Annotated in this window: 24 protein-coding genes and 1 tRNA gene; 17 read left to right on the forward strand and 8 right to left on the reverse strand. The window is 68.7% G+C overall.

The annotated features are described in order from the left end of the window. Positions 1-38: 38 nt before the first annotated feature. The 4 genes from mscL to AB0M24_RS41310 all read right to left on the reverse strand — a co-directional run bounded on the left by mscL (position 39) and on the right by AB0M24_RS41310 (position 2062). On the reverse strand, positions 39-485 hold the full coding sequence (gene mscL, locus AB0M24_RS41295) for a large-conductance mechanosensitive channel protein MscL (protein WP_363779412.1): 447 nt from the start codon (positions 483-485) through the stop codon (positions 39-41). Next, positions 485-1039 (reverse strand): SAF domain-containing protein, encoded by a 555-nt coding sequence (locus AB0M24_RS41300; RefSeq protein WP_363779414.1) that lies wholly within the window; start codon positions 1037-1039, stop codon positions 485-487. The genes mscL and AB0M24_RS41300 overlap by 1 nt, the downstream gene beginning before the upstream one ends. 71 nt (positions 1040-1110) lie before the next feature. Continuing rightward, the gene (locus tag AB0M24_RS41305) at positions 1111-1407 is read right to left on the reverse strand and encodes an FmdB family zinc ribbon protein (protein WP_363779416.1); all 297 of its coding nucleotides are present in this window, start codon (positions 1405-1407) and stop codon (positions 1111-1113) included. A gap of 94 nt (positions 1408-1501) precedes the next feature. Continuing rightward, a complete protein-coding gene (locus tag AB0M24_RS41310; protein WP_363779418.1) occupies positions 1502-2062 on the reverse strand; it encodes a 5-formyltetrahydrofolate cyclo-ligase in 561 nt (186 codons plus the stop codon). Between the two features lie 38 nt (positions 2063-2100). Between AB0M24_RS41310 and AB0M24_RS41315 the strand changes: the two genes are divergently transcribed. The 14 genes from AB0M24_RS41315 (at position 2101) to AB0M24_RS41380 (ending at position 13490) form a co-directional block, all read left to right on the forward strand. Then, positions 2101-2985 carry a UTP--glucose-1-phosphate uridylyltransferase gene (locus AB0M24_RS41315; protein ID WP_363779420.1) on the forward strand — a complete coding sequence of 295 codons (885 nt, stop codon included), beginning with the start codon at positions 2101-2103 and terminating at the stop codon, positions 2983-2985. Positions 2986-3002: 17 nt separating this feature from the next. Further along, positions 3003-4226 (forward strand): gephyrin-like molybdotransferase Glp, encoded by a 1224-nt coding sequence (gene glp, locus AB0M24_RS41320; protein ID WP_363779422.1) that lies wholly within the window; start codon positions 3003-3005, stop codon positions 4224-4226. After that, entirely contained in the window at positions 4223-4876 is a 654-nt protein-coding gene (locus tag AB0M24_RS41325; protein ID WP_363779424.1) for a GNAT family protein, read from the forward strand. The genes glp and AB0M24_RS41325 overlap by 4 nt, the downstream gene beginning before the upstream one ends. 155 nt (positions 4877-5031) lie before the next feature. Continuing rightward, complete coding sequence (glpR, locus tag AB0M24_RS41330; RefSeq protein WP_363779426.1) at positions 5032-5751, forward strand: gephyrin-like molybdotransferase receptor GlpR; 720 nt, start codon at positions 5032-5034, stop codon at positions 5749-5751. Positions 5752-5808: 57 nt separating this feature from the next. Next, positions 5809-5881: transfer RNA gene (locus tag AB0M24_RS41335), tRNA-Ala, on the forward strand. A gap of 144 nt (positions 5882-6025) precedes the next feature. Further along, complete coding sequence (locus AB0M24_RS41340) at positions 6026-6400, forward strand: cupin domain-containing protein (RefSeq protein WP_363779428.1); 375 nt, start codon at positions 6026-6028, stop codon at positions 6398-6400. Positions 6401-6475: 75 nt separating this feature from the next. Beyond that, a complete protein-coding gene (locus tag AB0M24_RS41345; protein WP_363779430.1) occupies positions 6476-6823 on the forward strand; it encodes a hypothetical protein in 348 nt (115 codons plus the stop codon). After that, the gene (locus tag AB0M24_RS41350) at positions 6820-7158 is read left to right on the forward strand and encodes a DUF4383 domain-containing protein (protein ID WP_363779432.1); all 339 of its coding nucleotides are present in this window, start codon (positions 6820-6822) and stop codon (positions 7156-7158) included. The genes AB0M24_RS41345 and AB0M24_RS41350 overlap by 4 nt, the downstream gene beginning before the upstream one ends. Positions 7159-7210: 52 nt before the next feature. Next, a complete protein-coding gene (locus AB0M24_RS41355) occupies positions 7211-8995 on the forward strand; it encodes a peroxidase family protein (protein WP_363779434.1) in 1785 nt (594 codons plus the stop codon). A gap of 41 nt (positions 8996-9036) precedes the next feature. After that, entirely contained in the window at positions 9037-9588 is a 552-nt protein-coding gene (locus AB0M24_RS41360) for a hypothetical protein (RefSeq protein WP_363779436.1), read from the forward strand. Positions 9589-9609: 21 nt separating this feature from the next. After that, complete coding sequence (locus AB0M24_RS41365) at positions 9610-10446, forward strand: hypothetical protein (protein ID WP_363779440.1); 837 nt, start codon at positions 9610-9612, stop codon at positions 10444-10446. Between the two features lie 59 nt (positions 10447-10505). Then, the gene (locus tag AB0M24_RS41370) at positions 10506-10769 is read left to right on the forward strand and encodes a hypothetical protein (RefSeq protein ID WP_363779442.1); all 264 of its coding nucleotides are present in this window, start codon (positions 10506-10508) and stop codon (positions 10767-10769) included. Then, positions 10766-11308 carry a hypothetical protein gene (locus AB0M24_RS41375; RefSeq protein WP_363779444.1) on the forward strand — a complete coding sequence of 181 codons (543 nt, stop codon included), beginning with the start codon at positions 10766-10768 and terminating at the stop codon, positions 11306-11308. Before AB0M24_RS41370 ends, AB0M24_RS41375 begins: the two co-directional genes overlap by 4 nt. 160 nt (positions 11309-11468) lie before the next feature. Next, on the forward strand, positions 11469-13490 hold the full coding sequence (locus AB0M24_RS41380; protein WP_363779446.1) for a serine/threonine-protein kinase: 2022 nt from the start codon (positions 11469-11471) through the stop codon (positions 13488-13490). Between the two features lie 143 nt (positions 13491-13633). On the opposite strand, the gene AB0M24_RS41385 is transcribed toward AB0M24_RS41380, so the two are convergent. Then, a complete protein-coding gene (locus tag AB0M24_RS41385) occupies positions 13634-14218 on the reverse strand; it encodes a hypothetical protein (RefSeq protein ID WP_363779448.1) in 585 nt (194 codons plus the stop codon). Between AB0M24_RS41385 and AB0M24_RS41390 the strand changes: the two genes are divergently transcribed. Both AB0M24_RS41390 and AB0M24_RS41395 read left to right on the forward strand, forming a co-directional pair. Further along, a complete protein-coding gene (locus tag AB0M24_RS41390) occupies positions 14217-14804 on the forward strand; it encodes an RNA polymerase sigma factor (protein ID WP_363779450.1) in 588 nt (195 codons plus the stop codon). The genes AB0M24_RS41385 and AB0M24_RS41390 overlap by 2 nt on opposite strands. Continuing rightward, a complete protein-coding gene (locus AB0M24_RS41395; RefSeq protein WP_363779452.1) occupies positions 14794-15453 on the forward strand; it encodes a hypothetical protein in 660 nt (219 codons plus the stop codon). The genes AB0M24_RS41390 and AB0M24_RS41395 overlap by 11 nt, the downstream gene beginning before the upstream one ends. Here the strand turns inward: AB0M24_RS41395 and AB0M24_RS41400 are convergent. Continuing rightward, positions 15440-17002, reverse strand: coding sequence for a phospholipid carrier-dependent glycosyltransferase (locus tag AB0M24_RS41400; RefSeq protein WP_363779454.1), 1563 nt, complete (start codon positions 17000-17002; stop codon positions 15440-15442). The two genes, AB0M24_RS41395 and AB0M24_RS41400, sit on opposite strands and share 14 nt — an antisense overlap. Here AB0M24_RS41400 and rsmI point away from each other — a divergent pair, their 5' ends adjacent. Then, positions 17003-17848, forward strand: coding sequence for a 16S rRNA (cytidine(1402)-2'-O)-methyltransferase (gene rsmI, locus AB0M24_RS41405; RefSeq protein ID WP_363779456.1), 846 nt, complete (start codon positions 17003-17005; stop codon positions 17846-17848). Here rsmI and AB0M24_RS41410 read toward each other — a convergent pair. Both AB0M24_RS41410 and AB0M24_RS41415 read right to left on the reverse strand, forming a co-directional pair. Then, the gene (locus AB0M24_RS41410; protein WP_363779458.1) at positions 17840-18553 is read right to left on the reverse strand and encodes an ABC transporter permease; all 714 of its coding nucleotides are present in this window, start codon (positions 18551-18553) and stop codon (positions 17840-17842) included. The genes rsmI and AB0M24_RS41410 overlap by 9 nt on opposite strands. Then, complete coding sequence (locus AB0M24_RS41415) at positions 18543-19475, reverse strand: ATP-binding cassette domain-containing protein (RefSeq protein WP_363779460.1); 933 nt, start codon at positions 19473-19475, stop codon at positions 18543-18545. Before AB0M24_RS41415 ends, AB0M24_RS41410 begins: the two co-directional genes overlap by 11 nt. Positions 19476-19517 lie beyond the last annotated feature (42 nt).

The following is a 19517-nucleotide window of genomic DNA, read 5'->3' on the forward strand; positions in this document are numbered from 1 at the left end:
GCTGTGACGAGCCGCGCGCTCTGTCCGGCGGGGACTGGCTAGACCTTCGGGCCGCGCACGTCGGTCGACGACGCGCGCTGGCCGCCCTGCTGAGCCGCGAGCAGGTCGCGGATCTCGATGAGCAGCTCGACGTCGGTCGGCTCGGCCGGGCCGGGCTCCTCGCCCTTCTTGCGGCGCTCCTGGATCTTCTTGATCGGCAGGACCAGCACGAAGTACACGACCGCCGCGACGATCACGAAGTTGATGACCGCGTTGATCAGCGTGCTGAGGTCGATGAACGTCTTCTCGGTGAGCTCAGGAGTGCCGGTCCTGAGCGAGAAGCCGAGGCCCTTGGTCTCTGCGCCGCCCATGGTGTTGATCAGCGGCTTGATGATGCTCGTGGTGAACGCGGTGACGATCGCGGTGAACGCCGTGCCGATGACCACGGCCACAGCCAGGTCGACGACGTTTCCGCGCATCAAAAAGTCCTTGAAACCCTTCAGCATCAGCGGAGAGTAACGGCTAACGCGTGATCCAGTGACATCGCGGCCACGCGAGTTGCATTAAGTCTCGGCAACGTGAGGACAACGACTTGTCCTCTCGTCTCACGCACGGATGCGTTCTCCGCCAGCACTTCGGCGGACGGTGACACCACGTCGACCCGGTCGCCCATCCGCACCACGTCGGCCAGGCCCTGGTCAGCCACCCGGACGGCGACCGAGACCAGGTCCGGGGAAGCTGAAGAAAGATCGAAGTCCGTCAGCGGGACGCCCGCACGCGCCGCACCGCTCAAAGATCGGCCCACCACCGCGTCCACGCCGGAGAACGAACCCGTGACAGGAGCGGGAAAAGACGCCAGCCGGACATCGGCGGCGGACAAGGCCACTCCGGCGGGAAGGTCACGCGAGGCGACCACGGCTGGATGCCCCACGTCAGGCCAGAAGGCTCCAAAAGCGGCTAGCAAGGCCAGGCCCAGAGCCAGAAACCGGCGCCACGCAACAGAAGGACGGCGGCGAAGAAGAGCGCGGACCCGGTCGAAGGGCCTGATGGAAAGAGTCATGCCCCTGACGGTAGGGCCGTCAGGGGCATGGAAAACGGGCTCAGCCGCAAGTTGTGGACAACTCGCGATCTTCAGGACGCGGCAGCCGCCGGAGCGCTCGTCGAAGGCTTCGAGTCCGAGGACGACTTCTTGTCCGAAGTGGAGGTGGAAGTCGTGGTGGAAGTCGAAGAAGACGTGCTCTTGGACGAGCCCGACCGGCTGTCCGTGCGGTAGAAACCGCTGCCCTTGAAGACGACACCGACGGCGCCGAAGAGCTTGCGCAGCTTGCCCGAGCACTCGGGGCACTCGGTGAGGGAGGCGTCGCTGAACGACTGCACAGCCTCGAACCGGTGCTCACACGCGGTGCAGGCGTACTGGTACGTAGGCACTGGGTCTGCTCCTAGCTCTGGCACTCGACCGTTGTGAGTGCCAACACGATTTTCGCTCAGATCCTTCCCCGAGCGCAAACACCCCAGGTCAATGTCACAACCACCGAAGGCCCACCGAGGGGGTCAAAAAGCCGTTCATCAGCACGTCGTGAGGCTCAGCAGGCACGTCAGCCAACACCTCGGAATCCCGCACGACAGCCACCAACGGGGCTTTGACCAGCGGCAACGACCGATCGTAATGACCGCGACCCTTCCCCAGCCGCACCCCGGACACCGACACCGCCAAAGCCGGTACCAGCACCAGCGACGCTCCAGCGATGGCCGAGGCGCCGAGCCGCGGCCCGACGGGTTCGAGCAGCCCCAGCCCGGCCGGTGCGACCCCTCCGTCGTGCACCGCCCAGTCGAGCGGCGCGTCGCCCGTCACGATCGGTAGCAGCACCCGGCAGCGCAGGCCGTCGAGCCACGACGCGTCGCCGGGCTCCGACCCGACCGGCAGGAACGCGCACACCGTCTGATCAGGACGAACGTCGAGAGCGGCCACGTGGGCGGCCAACGCGGCAGCCTCGAGAGCGCGGTCCGCGGCGGAAACCGCACGCCGGGCGGCCAGCAACTCTGAACGCAGCGTGGCCTTCCGGTCACGAAGATCGGACGTCATGGTGGGTAACTCCCGGTATGTCGTTAGCATCGCTGCCCATGAGCAGCGCCTTCCACACCGCTATCGTGCCCGCGGCCGGCTTGGGCACCCGTTTCCTCCCCACGACCAAGGCCGTGCCGAAGGAGTTGCTGCCGCTGGTCGACACCCCGGCCATCGAGTACGTGGCCAGGGAAGCGGCGGAGGCGGGCGCGAAGAAGCTGGTCATCGTCACGAGCCCGACCAAGGCCTCGGTCGCGAACTACTTCGACGCGAACCCCGACCTCGAGCAGTCGCTGGCCGACAAGGGCAAGACCGACCTGGTCGAGAAGATCCGGCGGGCGCCGCAGCTCATCAAGGCCGAGACCGCCATCCAGGAGCAGGCGCTCGGCCTCGGTCACGCCGTCGGCTGCGCTGAAGGCAACCTGACCGGCGACGACGAGGCCGTCGCGGTGCTGCTGCCGGACGACATCATCCTGCCCACCGACGCCCTCAAGAAGATGGCGGCGGTCCGCGAGGAGAAGGGCGGCAGCGTCCTGCTGGCGTTCGACATCCCGCGCGAGCAGATCTCCGCGTACGGCGTGTTCGACGTCCGGGACACGGGCAACGACGACGTCAAGCAGGTCGTCGGCATGGTCGAGAAGCCCAAGCCGGAGGACGCGCCGTCGACGTTCGCCGCCGCCGGCCGCTACCTGCTCGACCGCGCCATCTTCGACGCCCTCAAGCGCATCACCCCTGGTGCGGGCGGTGAGCTGCAGCTCACGGACGCCATCGCGCTGCTGATCGCGGAGGGTCACCCCGTGCACGTCGTCGTCCACCGCGGCGGGCGACACGATCTCGGCAATCCCGCCGGATTCCTGCGGGCTGCGGTTGACTTCGCACTCAAGACCCCGGAGTACGGACCCGATCTGCGCGAGTGGTTGCGGGAACGCCTCGACAACTCCTGAGCGCGAGGACCAATCACATGAGGTCAGTGGACGAGCAGCTCGCTCGGGTGATCGCGGCCGCGGTGCGGCCCGCACCCGTGCGGGTGGCGATCTCGGAGTCGCAGGGCCTGCTCTGCGCCGAGGAGGTCGTGGCGGAACGCGCGTTGCCCGGCTTCGACCAGGCCGCCGTGGACGGGTACGCGGTGCGCAGCGTCGACGTGTCCGGCGCGAACGCGAACCCGGTGCAGCTGCCGGTCGTGGGCGAGATCCCGGCCGGTTCACGCCAGCCGCGCCGCCTGCAGCCCGGTCAGGCCGTGCGGGTCGCGACCGGGGCGCCGCTGCCCACGCTGGCCGACGCCGTCGTGCCGCTCGGCTACACCGACGGCCACCACGCCAAGGTGACCGTGCAGCGCAGCGTGCCGTCCGCCGGGTTCGTCCGCCGCACCGGTGAGGACGTGCAGACCGGCGACGTCGCCGTGCGTCGTGGCGCGTCCATCGGTGCTGCTCAGGTGGGTCTGCTGGCCGCTGTCGGCCGCAACAAGGTGCTCGTCCACCCGCGCCCGCGGGTGTCCGTGATCTCGCTCGGCGAGGAGCTCGTCGACGTCGACCGCACCCCCGGCCAGGGCCAGGTCTACGACGTCAACTCGTACGCGTTGTCCGCCGCTGCCAGGGACGCCGGTGCCGAGGTCAGCCGGGTCGGCATCATGTCCGCCGACCCGCGCCGGCTGCGCGAGGTCGTCGAGGGCCGGCTGCTGCTCTCCGAGATCGTCGTCATCGCCGGTGGTGTGGGCGGCGCGATCGGCGACGAGGTCAAGGCCGCCCTCGCGGACCTCGGCGACATGGACGTCACCCGCATCGCCATGCACCCCGGCTCGGCGCAGGGCTTCGGTCGGCTCGGCCCGGACGCCGTGCCGACGTTCCTGCTGCCCGCGAACCCGATGAGCGCGCTCGTCGTGTTCGAGGTGCTGGTCAGGCCCCTGATCAGGGCCGCGCTGGGCAAGAAGAACCCGTACCGCAGGGCCGTCAGCGCCCGGCTGCTCTCGCCGTTGCAGTCGACGAAGGGCCGCCGCGGCTTCCTACGTGGCCAGCTGCTGCGCGACGCGGACAACGGCGAGTACCTGGTGCAGCCGCTCGGCACGTCCGGCGCGCACCTGCTCGCGTCACTGGCAGAGGCCAACTGCCTGATCATGGTGGACGAGGACGTCACGGAGGTCTCGGTCGGCGAAGAGGTGCTGGTCAGCTTCCTAGCGCAACGTGGATGAGCGTCTTCGCGGATCTCGGCAGGCACCCCGGCTGGCCGGCCCGGCTGGGGCCTCTCCAGGTGCGCGCCGGCACCGTCGAACTGCGCGGCCCGCGGCTCTTCGACGGCAAGAAGTGGTCGCAACAACGCATCCGCGACCGCAACTACCTCGAAAAATGGGAACCCACTGCGGCTGAGGGCTGGGACGAGCGCAACGCGACGCTCTCCTGGCCGGCCCAGTGGTCGTCGCTTCGCGCGATGGCCAGGCGCGGCAGCACGCTGCCGTTCATGATCCTGGTGAACGGCGAGGTCGCCGGCCAGATCACCGTCGGCAACATCGTGCGCGGCTCGCTGCTCTCCGCGTGGATCGGCTACTGGGTAGCCGCTGATCGGGCGGGTGGCGGCGTCGCAACGGCTGCCGTCGCGTTGCTCACCGATCACGCTTTCCGCGACGCTGGTCTGCACCGGCTCGAAGCGACCGTCCGTCCTGAGAACGCCGCCTCACTTCGCGTGCTCGCGAAATCCGGATATCGCGAGGAAGGCCTCTTCAAGCGTTATCTGGATGTTGCCGGACAGTGGCGCGACCACCTCTGCTTCGCGCTCACCTCCGAAGAGGTCCCGGATGGCCTAGTGCGCCGTTTGGTCGCACGCGGAGAGGCCCGTCTTCCCTGACGTTTGCGTCCGTTTGTTCTAATCGCTTCACCCAAAAGTGGGTGATACACCACACTTTGGTACGCACCGAGTTCGGCGAGCCTCCGACACTGGTGTGACTGTTGTGACTAGCGTGGTGACAGCACCACGCGTGGGCCGGGGGAGGTGAACGGGGAATGCCGAGTTCGCTGATCATCGTTGCGCTGGTCGTCGCATGGCTGGTGGTCCTCGTCCCCATGATGGCCCGCAAGCGCCAGGAGAGTGCGCGCAGCGTGGGGGAGGAGTACGACGCCATGCCAGACGCCGAGTACGACGACATCCACGACATCGACGACGACTACTTCGACGAGGAGGAGTACGTCGAGCGCCCGTTCCGGCGCGGCCGCGGAGGCTACGACCCCGAGACCGCGGCGCTGGTGGCGCAGGCCAAGTACGCGTTCCGGCGCCGAGTCGTCGCGTTCCTGCTGTTCGCCGCGATCGCCACCGGTGTCGCCGCCGGGGTGTTCTACCCGATGCTCTGGTACGGCCACGCGGGAGTCGACCTCCTGCTCGTGGGGTACCTGACCTACCTGCGCCGGCAGGTGCGGATCGAGGAGGAGATCCGCGCACGCCGGCTCGCCCGGTTGCAGCAGGTCCGTCGCCGTCGTGCGACGGGTCCGCAGCAGCAGGAGGCACCGGCGCCGGTCGTCGTGCCCGAGCAGGTGCAGGTCGTCGAGGAGGTCGAGACCACTCAGGTCGAGGTCGTCCCGGATCGGCCCGCGCTGCCGCCGTTGCCGCGCTATGAGCACACGGTTCGTCCGGGCACGATTCCGGTCGACTCGGACGACGAGGACCCGGTGTTCGTCGAGTTAGAGGGACTGGAGTCGCTGCGGTACCGAGGTGCCGTGGGGGCTTAGAGGGGGTGGTGAAAACACCCCCTCCACCCCTGCTATAGTTCTCTCGTAACACCGCAAGGGGCTGTAGCACAGTTGGTAGCGCGTCTCGTTCGCATCGAGAAGGTCAGGGGTTCGATTCCCCTCAGCTCCACTGCAAAGGGTCGTCCATTCAGGACGGCCCTTTTTGCGTTTCCGGTCGTCCTGGCCTACCTGAAGAGCGCTCATCCGTAATGTGAGCGCCGCCTTCGCCTATATACCGGCCGTAAGCCCGTACGGCTCCCGAAAGGCTGTGCTCATGAGCGACGCGCCACAGGACAAGGTCACGGTCCTGTCCGCAGAAGCCCTTGCCGAGTTGAGGTCGTTCCCGCTGCACGGCGACGAGCGGCTGCAGAACAAGCTTCTCTGGAAGTCTCCCAACGGGGACACCATCGTCGGGCTCATCCAGATGGCACCGGGTGCGCGCGACGTCGGCCACAACCACCCGTCGGCGACGCAGCACACGTGGGTCATCGACGGCACGGTCAGCATCGGCGGCGTCGAGGCGAGCGCGGGTTCGTACGCGTTCGTGCCGCCCGGTGTCGACCACGAGACCGTTGCGGGTGAAGAGCCCGTGACGATGTTCTACATCTACCAGCCCACGGTTGAGCACGACCACGATCACGATCACTGAGTACGTTCAGCTGCGTAGCCGGGATACCCGTCGAGGCTGACGACCCGGCCGCGTGAGCGGAGCACGCTTCGTCGCATGGACAAGATTGCGGCGAACGTGACGACGTCGGCGTTGCTGGTGGCGACGGCCGGTGTCGTGGTGCAGATCGTGTCAGGGGTGGACTTCCCGCCGGTACCGCCTGTTTTCTTCATCCAGCTGGTACCGGCGGCGTTCGTCCACTTCGGACGGTGGAGGTGGACGGCCGCGCTGGCGGCCGTCGCGGGGCTGTTCCTCGTCGGCGGGTTGTTCGCGAGCGGGGAAGCGGCGCGTCTCACCGACACCGGCCTGGCGGGCGGCGTGGGCGGCTCGGTCGGGCTGTGGGTTCAGATGGTCGCGGTGGTCGTGGCGACGGGGTCGGCGGTCGTGGCGCTGGTGCGGCGATGATCGCGGTCTGGACGTGCCGGGTGCTCGGTGTGCTCTTCGTGGTCGCAGGAGTGGTCACGTTCGTCGCCGGGGACAGCGCGGACTTCGCGCACAACACCGTTCATCTCGTGTCGGGGCTCGCTGCGCTCGGCTTCGGGTTCACGCGGTGGGCGCGGACGTTCGCGGTCGTGTTCGGCGGCGCGTATCTGACGCTCGGGCTCGCCGGGCTTGCGTTGGGGGAGCTGCACATCGGGTCGTTGCACCTGATGACGGGTGATCACGTGTTCCACGTCGTGCTCGGATCCGTCGTGCTGCTGGCGGGTCTTCTTTCAAGGGCCCGACAGCTTTCCCGATGACAACCCGTACAGCCCAAGAAAGACGCACCCGTTCTCGCCATCATCGGGTGACATGCGGGTTTTTCGTAAGTCAGTGGCATTGGTGGCGATCGGAGCGCTGCTCGGAAGTGGGGCGGCACAAGCGGATGCGGGCGGGTTCGAAGTGCAGAGCCTCGACGGGCGCGGCAACAACCGCGCCCATCCCGACTGGGGGAGTGTGGGCGAGGCGTACACCCGTCTCGCTCCCACGAGATATGCGGACGGCGTCGGGCAACCGGTGGCAGGGCCGAACGCGCGGTACGTCAGCAACCGGATCTTCGCCGACGGCAGGCAGAACTTCCTGTCGGAGCGCGATGTCAGCCAGTGGGCGCAGGTGTGGGCGCAGTTCATGGACCACACGTTCGGTCTGCGCGAGGACACCGCGACGGACGCCTCGATCCCGTGGGACAACGACGCCGCGCTTGAGCAGGTGCGCAACGACCTCGGCTCGATTCCCATGCGGCGCAGCGGTGTCGTCGATGGCGTGACACCGCACGAGCAGAAGAACATCGTCAGCTCGTACCTCGACGGTTGGGCGATCTACGGCGGTACGCAGGAGCGGCTGAACTGGCTGCGTGACGGCGCGAAGCTGTTGCTGCCCAACAACATGCTGCCGAGGCGCCAGGCACGCGGCGGTGACGGATCGGACGCGCCGGTGATGACAGGGCCGTTCGGAGCGATCAACAGCGGCACCGGCGTCGTCGCGGGGGACATGCGCGCCAACGAGAACGCCACGATCACCGCGGTGCAGACGTTGTTCGCCCGTGAGCACAACAGGATCGTCGACAGGTTGCCCTCGCACCTGTCCGACGAGGAGAAGTTCCAGATCGCGCGCAAGGTCGTCAGCGCCGAGCAGCAGTGGATCACCTACCACGAGTTCCTGCCCGCGATGGGTGTGCAGCTCGCGCCGTACCGCGGTTACCGGCCCGACGTGCGCACCAGCCTCGCCAACGAGTTCGCGACGGTCGGCTACCGCTCGCACAGCATGGTGCGCGGGGACTTCAAGATCGTCACCCAGGCCGCGCGCTACACGGCTCAACAACTGGACACGTTGCGCGCCAGGGGAATGAGCGTCGCGGTCACCGGCGAGAAGGTCGAGATCGGGATTCTGCCGCGCCTGCTGCCGTTCAACCCGGACCTGGTCGACGAGGTGCAGATCGGCCCGCTGCTGCAGAGCTTCGGCCTGCAGTCGGAGAACCGCAACGACGAGGTCGTCGACGAGGACACGTTGCGCAGCATCATCTTCCTCATCCCGGGCTGTGTGCCGCGCTGCCTGACCGCGGTGATCGACGTGGCCGCGCTCGACGTCGAACGCGGCCGTGACCACGGCATCGCCGCCTACAACGACCTGCGCCGCGCGTACGGGCTCGCGCCGAAGCCGTCGTTCCGCGCGATCTCCGGGGAGGCGACCGAACAGTTCCCCGCCGACCCCGAGCTCACGCCGGGCGACGAGATCAACGACCCGGACAGCCTCGACCACGTGCGTCCCGGCGTCCGTCGCACGACCACAGCGGCGCGCCTCAAGGCCATCTACGGCGATGTCGCGAACCTCGACGCGATCGTCGGCATGATGACCGAGCCGCGGCTGCCCGGCAGCGAGTTCGGCGAGCTCCAGCACGCCATCTGGAAAAAGCAGTTCGAGGCGTTGCGCGACGGCGACCGCTTCTTCCACGGCAACGACCCGGCCCTGCGCGTGATCAAGGCCCGCTACGGCATCGACTACCGCCGCACGCTCGGCGACGTCATCGCCGCCAACACCGACATCAGCCGCAGTCACCTGGCGTACAACGTGTTCTGCACTCACCCATCTGTGGGGTGAAGTTCGGTGAGGAAAGCGGCGGCCACCAATAGCTTTTCGGTGTGAGATCAGTGGCCGCCGCGTTATTACTCGTGGCCGTCACCTCCGGCGGAGCAGCGGCCTCGACCGCCGCCCCGACCGCGAGGTGCGCGGCCGCCCGTCCCGAAGTGACCTCGACCGAGACAGCAGTAGAAGCGCGCGTTCTCACCGGCTGCACGGCCGGTGAGCTCGTCGTCTTCCGCGCCTCCTTCGTGGCCCGCGCGCACGGCACCTCGTGCACCGCGATCTCCTCAGAGCTCGAAGCCGATCCGGCCCCCGTCCCCCAGTGGATCCGCGCCCGCCTCGAACTGGCGTGCGCGCCCGGTGAGAAGGGCCTGCTCGGCTCTCGGATCACCGTGGAGATGGACGGAGCCCAGGCTCGCCTCGCCACGTACGGCTTCGGTGACACCTTCCACGAGCCGAACCCGTCAGCGCATCACCTGTGGACCGTCGAGTACCTCGCCGGCCTCGGTGACCTGCCGGTGGCGGCGGACCCGGCGCTGCGGTCGTCGGGCGGGTCGGCGGGAGCGGGCGGCTCACGGGCGCAGGCGGACCACCAGGTCTACGACGGCTGAGCGTTGCGGCATGATCTGCCGATGCGCCCCGACGTCTTCGTGGTGTGGGCACACACCAGTCCCGGCTGGGACGCCGCGCGCACCAGGGCGTGGCGGGACACCCTGCACCGGTTCGCCTTGCTGCTGCACGACCTCGGCGCGGACGCGGACATCGACCTCTACCACGAGCACGAGCCCGTCGACTGGTCGACGTTGTGCCTGCAGCGCATGGAGGACGCGGACCGGATCGTGGTGGCGGTGTCGGCGGGCTGGAAGCTGGCGTTCCCCGGCCGCAACCCGAACAGCCGCGGTGCCGAGTACGAGTGCCGGTACCTGCGCGGGCTGCTCATGGACCAGCCGGAGGTGTTCGAGCGCAAGGTGATCCTGGTGGTGTTGCCCGGAGCCACGCGGGAGGACATCCCGCTGTCGCTGGCGTGCATCCAGCGCTACGAGGTCGACCCGGACGAGCCGTCGTCCGCGGTGGGGCTCAAGCACCGGCTGCTCGGGCAACCGAAGTACGTCAGGCCGGTGGCGCCGGTGCCACGGCTGCGGGAGCTCGCGCGGGCCGGTGCGCCCGAGGTCGTCGCCGAGCTGCTGAACACCACCGTCTACCTGCCCGATCCGAACCGTCCCGGGCTGGTGGCCACCGAGGTCGACGGGCACGAGCAGTCGGTGCTGGTCTTCACCGGCGTCGACCGGCTCGCCGCGTACCGCAAGCTCAAGAACCTGACCTGGGAAGACCGGTGGCTCGAGGTCGGGGGCGCGGAGCTGCTGCCGCTCGTGGCACCGCTCAAGGTCGGGGTGGTGATCGACGCGGGAGCTTCCGAGGACGAGACCGTGTTCGTGTCGGCGGCCGAAATCGAGGTGCTGCTCGCCTGACGGCCAGGTATCGTTCTGCACCAAACTTCTGGCACGCCGAACCGTTTGGAGAGTGTGCTGTGAACGGGTTCGCCGTCGACCCCGCGGAGCTGCGGGCGCTGGCACGGCCGCTGCTGCGCGCCGCGGGAGACGTCACGGACCTGGCCCGCCACCCGGAGGCCCGCGTGGACCCGTCGCGCGGTGACCTGTTCGCCGCTCTGACCAGGTTCCGCGCCGCCGCCGACCACGCGACAGAAGTGCTGGCGCGCGACGTCGGCGAGACTGAGGCCCGGCTCAGCGACACCGCACAGCACTACGAAGAGGCGGACGTCTTCCCGGCGTGACCCTTTCCTCCGACTTCCACTCCCTGCGGAACGTCCAGGAGTGGCTCAAGCGAATGCGCGACGAATGCGCATCCGCGGGGTTCGCGTACGCCAGGGCGACGCCGCCGGGATGGACCGGTCCCGCGAGCACGGCGTTCGACGACTACCGGCACCGCGCCCGGATGCGGTGGCTCGACGTGTCGGACGCGTTCGGCGTCGCGCACGACGCCGTGGAGACCTACCTGTACACGCGGGTCGAGGTCGACCGGCTCGTCGAGTTCGCGGAGCCGGCCCAGCGCGAACGGCTGCGGCGGCAGCTCGCCGACGAGGAACGCCTCGCCGTGGTCACCGTCGACAAGGCGACCGAGGAGCTGTGGCTCGTGCGGTCGGAGCTGCCCGAAAGGGTGGAGGCGGTCGTCATCCCGCCGCCCGTGCCGCGGCCCGTGCCGCCTCGCCCTCCGTCACGAGCGGAGGACTTCATGAACCGTCCGCACGTCGAGACCGTGCTCACGACGTACGCGATCGCCGCCCGGTACCCGAGCTGGCAGCGCCACCGCTGAGTGTCACTCAACAGAGTGGCGTGTGGACGCGTTGTATGTGCCAACAGGCCGAATGCGCAGGAAAGACGGAGGTACAACGCAGTGATCATGCAAGAGGTTGCTGTGGCGTCAACCGCAGACCAATTACGCACCGTAGGCTGTCGGGACGCCTAGGCTGGGGGTGATCGCGGAAGGGGTGGTGTGGGTCGTGGGGCTCGCGGAGTCCTTGCTCACGTGGCTGCACGGCTTCGTGGGCGCGAGTGTCTGCCCCGGTGACTGGGTGTGGACCACCACAGCGCTCGGCGCGGTGCTCGGGTTGTTCCCCACGATCGGGGCGCTGCTGTCCATCGCGGTGCGCCGGGTCGTCGGCAACTCCTACGGGCCGGTGACGGGTGCCATCTTCACCGTGCTCGGCGTCACCAGCTGTCTGGTGCTGCCGTGGCTGATCATGCGCGGCACCGTGCAGGGGCTGTCCCGGCGTCTCATCGACGGGTCCGGCTCGCTCGACGAGGCCACCTGCTTCGGGCAGTTCTCGCAGGGCAGCTACCTGGTCGACGGTGCGCCGTCGATCCTCGAGGTCGTGCAGCGGCCGGGTCAGTCGGTCGTGTTCCTGGTCGCCGCCGCGGTCACCGTGGCGCTGGCGTTGCTGTGCCTGCTGTTCGTGATGCTGCAGTCCGGGTCGGCGTTCCGGCTCGGGCCGAACTGGCCGCGCCGCGTGTTCTGGCCGATGTTCCTGGTACTCCTGGTGACGACGTCGGCGTTTCCCGTGACCCTGGTGGGCCATGTGCTCCTGGGCTTTCTGCCGATTGCGGTAATCGGCTCAATCGTCGTGCGGATTTTCGGGTTGACTACCGCCATGCTGAACCGCCCCGGCCGCGACCGGTCTGCCGACCGGAACTCGCAGAACCCGCCACCGCAGCCGGTGGCGCGCACGCCGCAGCCCCAGAACAACCAGTTGCCGCAGGGTCAGCCCCAAGGTCAGGCGCAGAAGAAGGCGCCGACCAAGCCGATCACGGCCGCGCAGCACCAGCCCCCACCGCACCAGCCCCAGCACCAGCCGTCGCAACACGGCCAGAACCCGCCGCCGTACCAGCCGGCGCAGGTGCCGAAGTACCAGCCGGCGCCGATGAACCGGCCGATGCGCCCGGTGAACCCGCCGCCCGTGCCGCCCGGCCAGTACCCGCCGACCCGCGTCGCCGAGGTCATGCCGCAGCCCAAGCCCCAGCAGCCGTCCCAGCCTGCCGTCCTCGCCGACACGCCGGGCCCGCTGCCGTTCGGACCGGGCGCTGCCTCCGCCGACGCGCCCGCGCCGGTGCAGAAGTCGGGCAAGGTCTGGAACCCCGGCAACGGCAGGTTCCGCCGCGTCCGCCAGCTCGGCTCCGGCGGCTTCGGCACGGTCTGGCTGGCCGTCGACGAACAGCTCGACCGCACGGTCGCCGTGAAGCTCGCGCACGCCCCGGACAACGAGACCGAGGCCCGCATGCTCCGCGAGGCCCGCGCACTGGCCGCGGTCCGCCACCCCAACTGCGTGCGGGTGTTCGACATCGTCCAGGACCCGGACGGCCTCGCCCTGGTCATGGAGTACATCGAGGGCGCCTCGCTGTCCGAGACGGTGCTGAAGAACGGCCTGATCGACGACAAGCTCGCGGCCCGCCTGTGGCTGAACATGGCCGACGCCCTCGCCGCGGCCCACGACCGAGGCGTCCTGCACCGCGACGTGAAGCCGTCCAACGTGATCGTCGACGGCCAGGGCACCGCGCACCTGATCGACTTCGGCATCGCCCGCTCCAAGGGCGACAGCACCCTCACCGCCACCGGCATGATGGTCGGCACCCCGGACTTCCTCGCCCCGGAAACAGCCCGCGGCGAAACGGCGTCCCCGGCCTCGGACTCGTGGCAGCTGGCCGCCACCGTCTCCTACGCGCTGACCGGCCACCCACCGCGCGGCTCCCGCGAGAACCCGATCTCCTCGCTGATGGCCGCCGCCCAGGGCGAACCGATCACCAAGCTGCCGCAGAACAGCGCGCACGCCAGGCTGCTGCTCGCGGCGATGGATCCGGAACCCGGCCGTCGTCCGACGCTGGCTCAGGTGCGCGGGCAGTTGTCCGGGTTCCTGGACCAGCAGGGGATGAGCAAGGAAGGCCCGGTGACCCGGGTCATCAGCAAGCCGACTCCTCCGCCCACGAAGCACATGCCGATGTAGGCGAACCGGGTGAACGTTGGACCGGTCCGTAACGGTGATTCACCGTTCAACGACCTAGGTCGTGGTTCACCCGGAAAGCCTCGGCATCGCAGGGATGCCTCGCGAGGAGTGGAGAGGCGGTTTCCGCCGATCGCCTCTCCACTTCACCTTCGCGCAGCAGGTCGCAACTTCTTGCGCAGCACCACGAACAGACCTGCTGCTGCCACCACCACGAGCCCGACGAGCCACACCGGCGCGGGCGAGTCAGGTTCCGGAGCAGGCACCACCGCCGCGGCCGGGGCAACGGCGGGTTTCGCCAGTGGTGGCGCGATCTCCTTCCACGGGCCCTCGGGTGCCCCCTGGACCATCTGCGGGTCCGGCGGCTTGATCTGGAACGTGCCCGGCACGGTCAGCGTCCCGAGCGGATGCTCCTGGAACATCCCCTGCACGCCGAAGACCTCGTACGAACCGGCGGGCAGCGTGAACGTCACGGCGTAGTGCGCGGGTTGACCCAGAGCGACGCCGACGAACTCCCGAGAGTCCGCGCCGGACTTGAAGCGCAGACCGGTCTTACCCAGGTCTCCGGAGTACGGATGGGTGCCGTGCTGCAGCACCCAGTAGCCGACGGTGTGGGTGACGGAGGTCTGGATCGACGGCACCGGGTCCAGGTACGTGACCGCCCAGCCGCCCGCGTGAGCAGAAGGTGCTCCGAGGAGCAGGAAAGCGCAGATCAAGGCCAGAATTCTCATGACGCTGATACACCGGGAACCGAAGCGCGGTTCCCGGTGTAGGAAGGGCATCACGGACGACGCGGTGGCACGGGCGATCGCAGGTGACCAGGCGGCCTACGGCGAGCTGGTCACCCGGTACACCGCGCTCGCGCACCGGACGGCCTACCTGCTCGGGGCGGGTGCGGACGCCGGGGACGTGGTGCAGGAGGCGTTCGTGAAGGCGTACCGGAAGCTCGACACCTTCAAACTCCAGGCCGACTTCAAGCCGTGGCTGCTGAAGATCGTCGCCAACGAGACCAAGAACCTCCATCGCGGCCGGCGGCGCCGCAACCTGATGGAGCTCAAGATGGCCGCCATCACCGAGACCGTCGACCACGACGACCCAGGCACGTTGGTCGACGACTCGCGGGCCAAGCTGCTGCAGGCCGTGCAGAGCCTGCCCGACCACGACCGGCAGGTCGTCACGTGCCGGTACCTGCTCGACCTGAGCGAGGCCGAGACCGCGCAGACCCTGGGCCTGGCCAAGGGAACGGTGAAGTCGAGGCTGTCCCGCGCGCTCGCCAAGCTGCGCCCGATGCTGGAGGAGGTGGCCCATGAGCGATAGCGACCTCGAGGCCGCCCTCCGCGACCTCGGCCACCGCATCCACGTGCCGGAACCGCCGGACGTCACGCACCAGGTCCTCACCAGGATCAACGCGCCGAACCGCAGAAACCGTTGGCTCACCGCACTAGTAGCAGCGGCCACCGCGTTCGCGATCGCCTTCGCGGTGTCCCCGGCGGTGCGCGCGGGCGTGCAGCACCTCCTGGAGTTCGCGGGCGTCGAGTTCGTCGACGAGCCGCCGGCGACCACGGCACCCCCGTTGCCCAGCCAGGAGGTCTCGCTCGACGAGGCGAAGAAGCAGATGCCGTTCGAGATCCACCTGCCGCGGCAACTCGGCACGCCGGACAAGATCACTGTCCACGAAGGACGGTTCGTCACCCTCTACTACGGCGACCTGAGGCTCGACCAGTTCGACGGCACCATCCAGTCGACCATCGGCAAGCTGATCAACGGTGAGGGCGTCGAGCAGATCGGCGACAAGATCTGGATCCCGTACCCGCACGTGTTCTTCTACATCGACCGCAACGGCCAGTGGCACGACGAAGAACCCCGAGGCGCCGGGCAGACCCTGCTCTGGCAACGAGGTCAGGTCACCATGCGACTCGAAGGCGACCTGACCAAAGAAAGAGCCCTGGAGATCAGCGCCAGCTAGGCAGCCACAGCTCCTGCTGCCACATCTCGGGCGTGATCGGCACGCCGTTGAGGATCGGCCACAGCCACACGAAGTTCGCCACCACGAGCCCGACGTACAGCGCCACCACGAGCAGACCCGTGCCGCGGCGTTCGGAACCTGCGGCGGACCGTCCCAGGATCTCGCCCAGCGCCAGCACGATCAGCAGCACCAGGAACGGTGCCATCGGCGTGGTGTAGAAGAAGTACATCTGCCGGTCGAGGTTCAGGAACCACGGCAGCAGCCCGGCCATGTACGCGACGAGCACGCCGGCGTAGCGCCAGTCCATCCTGCCGACCGAGCGGAAGACCGCCCAGCCGATCACGGGGAACGCGAGCCACCACATCGCGGGCGTGCCGATCAGCATGATCGCGCCGACGCACGACGCCGCGCCGCAGCCCGTGACGCTGCCCTCGTAGTAGTAGAGCATCGGACGCAGGCCCATCGGCCACGTCCACGGCTTCGACTCCCACGGGTGCCGGTTGGTCGCCGAGGTGACCAGCTCGACGTGGAACTTGTAGACGGTCTTCGCGTTGTACCACAACGATTGCAGGACGTCCGGGATCCACGGGACGTCCTTGACCTTGGTGCCGACGATGTGCCGGTCGATGCCGGTCTCGCTGGCCATCCACGGGAACCACGTCGCGACGTAGACCAGCACGGGGATCGCGATGAGGGCGCCGAGCGACGGCAGGACGTCCTTCGCGATCGCGCCGAGCCACGGCTCCTCGACACCGGCCGCACGGCGCGCCAGAGCGGTCCAGACGACCGTCAGCAGCCCGAACGCGCCGATGTACCAGATGCCGGACCACTTGATGCCGCACGCCAGACCGAGCGAGACGCCCGCGCCGAAGCGCCACCAGCGGAAGCCAAGCCACGGCCCGAACGCCGAGTTGCCCACGAACCCCTCGCGCACGGCCACCGCGAGTCGTTCGCGGACCTGTTCGCGGTCCACGACCAGACAGCCGAACGCACACACGACGAACAGCGCCAGGAAGATGTCGAGCATGCCCATCCGTGACTGGACGTGCGAGACGCCGTCCGCGATGAGCAGCACGCCGGCCAGCGCGCCCAGCAGGTCCGAGCGGGTCAGGCGGCGGGCGATCCGGACGATCAGCAGGATCGTGATCGCGCCTGCCAACGCCGACGCGAACCGCCAGCCGATGCCGTCGTAGCCGAAGAGCTCCTGGCCGATCGACATCAGCTGCTTGGCGAGCGGCGGGTGGACGATCAGCTCGTAGCCGGGGTTGTCCTCGTAGCCGCCGTTGCGGAGCACCTGTGCCGTCTGCGGCACGTAGTGCTTCTCGTCGAAGATCGGCGTGCCCTTGTCGGTCGGATACCCGAGGTTCCAGAACCGGACGACGGCGCCGATCAGCGTCACGACGATCGTCATGAGCCAGCCGCGGAGGCGGTCTCCGGACGGAGGCGGGTCGAGCGCCGCCGCACGATCCGTGCGTGGCTCCTCGACGACGACGGGCGCCTCTCCTGGCTGCACGAGGACTGTCACGCCGCCGATCGTAGGGTGAAGCATGTGAGTCCTGTATCCGGTTCAGGCCGTCTGGTCCTGGCAGCCACCCCGCTCGGCGACATCCGCGACGCTTCCCCGCGCCTGGTCGAGGCGTTGGAGACAGCCGATGTGATCGCCGCGGAGGACACCAGAAGGCTGCACAGTCTCGCGGCCGCGTTGCAGGTCAAACCGTCCGGACGGGTGATCAGCTTCTACGACCAGGTGGAGACGTCGAGGCTGCCGGGGCTGCTCGAGTCGCTGCACAACGGCGAGACCGTGCTGCTCGTGACCGATGCCGGGATGCCGTCCGTGTCCGATCCCGGTTACCGGTTGGTGGCCGCGTGTGTCGAGCAGGACGTCAAGGTCACGTGCCTGCCGGGTCCGTCGGCCGTGACCACCGCGCTGGCCGTGTCCGGGCTGCCGAGCGACAGGTTCGCGTTCGACGGCTTCCCGCCGCGCAAGTCCGGCGAGCGCAAGCGCTGGTTCGCGCCGTTGGCCACGGAACAGCGCACGGTCGTCTTCTTCGAGGCACCCCACCGGCTCGCGGACACGCTCGCGGACGCCGTGGAGGTGCTCGGACCCGATCGGAACGCCGCCGTCTGCCGCGAGCTGACGAAGAAGTACGAAGAGGTCGTGCGCGGGACGTTGGCGGAGCTCGCCGAGTGGGCCGTGGAAGGCGCACGCGGCGAGATCACCGTCGTTCTCGGTCCGGCCCCCGCGCAGGACAAACCCGACCTGGACACCCTGGTCGCCGAGGTCAAGCAGCGCGTCGCCGACGGGGAACGGATGAAGTCGGCCGCCGCCGAGGTCGCGGAGGCGGCCGGAGTCAGCAAGAAGACCCTCTACGACGCCGCGATCAAGTCAAGCTGACTCGCGGTTGAAGGTTCGGACGCCGTAGAAGACGCCGACCAGCACCAGCCCGGCCACCGAGATCAGGCCGAACAGCAGCGAACCGGTGTTGAAGATCGACCGCTCGGCGTCCACGACGTGCGCCAACGGGTTGACCCGAGACAACCAGTAGAGCCACTGCGGCCCGTTGGACATCGGCAGCAGCACGCCCGAGAGCAGCATCAACGGCACGATGGTCGACGACAGCACCGACGCGAAGACGTACTCCAGCTTCACCTTCAACGCGATCGCGTACGACGCGGACCCGATTGCGACGCCGAGCAGCGCCACCAGCCCGAGCCCGAGCAGGATCTCGCCCGGTGACGCGCGGAACCCGAAGAGCATCGCGGCCAGCACGATCAGCAGGCCCTGCACGACCAGCAGCACGACGTCCTTGCCGACCCTGCCGACGAGCAGCGCGATCCGGCTGACCGGGGTGACCCGCAGCCGTTCCATCACGCCCGTCCGCACCTCGGGCAACAGCGAGAAACCCGCGTAGGCCGTGCCGAACAACGCCATCTGCACCAGCAGGCCGGGTACGAACCACTGCCAGCCGGTGTCGCCGAGCAGCGGCCCGAACAGGCCCAGGTAGAGCAACGGCTGGGACAGCCCGAAGATCACCGCGACGGGGTTGCGCACCACCGGCAGCATCACGCGGGCGAAGACGAGCCAGGTGTCACGCAGCATTGCTCTCCTCCCGGAGTGAACGGCCGGTCATGGTCAGGAACACGTCGTCCAACGTCGGCCGGTGAACCTGGACGGAGTGGAGGTCGACGCCGATCTGGTCGAGATCGCGCAGCAACGTCGGCAGCGCGCGGTCGCCGTTCGGGATGCGGAAGCTGACCTTCTCGCCGTCCACGACCGCGTTCTCGAACTTCGTCGCGACGACCGAGGCCTGCGGGGTGCCGAGCACGACCAGGTCGCCCGAGACGCGGTTCTTCAGGTCGTCCGGTGAGCCCTCGCCCACGACCAGGCCGTGGTCGATCACGATCAGCCGGTCGCTGAGGAAGTCGGCCTCGTCGAGGTAGTGCGTGGTCAGGAAGACCGTGACGCCGTCTGCCTTGAGCTGCTTGATGTGGTCCCACAGGTTGCGGCGGCTCTGCGGGTCGAGCGCGGTCGACGGCTCGTCCAGGAACAGCAGCCGCGGGTCGTGCAGCAGGCCCATCGCGATGTCGAGCCTGCGTTGCTGGCCACCGGAGAGCGTGATGACGCCGCGCTTCTCCAAGCCGGTGAGCTCGAACCGTTCGAGCAGATCGGCGACCTTCTTGCGCGCGTCGTGCTTGCCGAGGCCGTAGAAGCGGGCCTGGAACTCCAGCTCGTCGGCGACGCGCTGGTCGGCGCCCGCGCCGTTCTTCTGCCCGACGTACCCGATGTTGCGGCGCACGCCCGCCGGGTCGGTCAGCAGGTCGTGCCCGGCGATGATCGCCTCGCCCGCCGTGGGCTGCAGCAACGTCGTGAGCATGCGCAACGTCGTGGACTTGCCGGCGCCGTTCGGGCCCAGGAACCCGACGAGCTCCCCCTCGGCAACGTCGATGTCGACCCCTCGAACTGCCTCGACAGGGCCGAACTTCGTCGTGAACCGGCGCGCGAGGCCGCGTGCCTTGATCATGACTGAATCCCCTCTAGTCAACTTTGACTAGAGGCTAGCGGG

Origin of the sequence: Lentzea sp. NPDC051838, from assembly GCF_040681245.1 — a bacterium.
GTDB lineage: Bacteria > Actinomycetota > Actinomycetes > Mycobacteriales > Pseudonocardiaceae > Lentzea.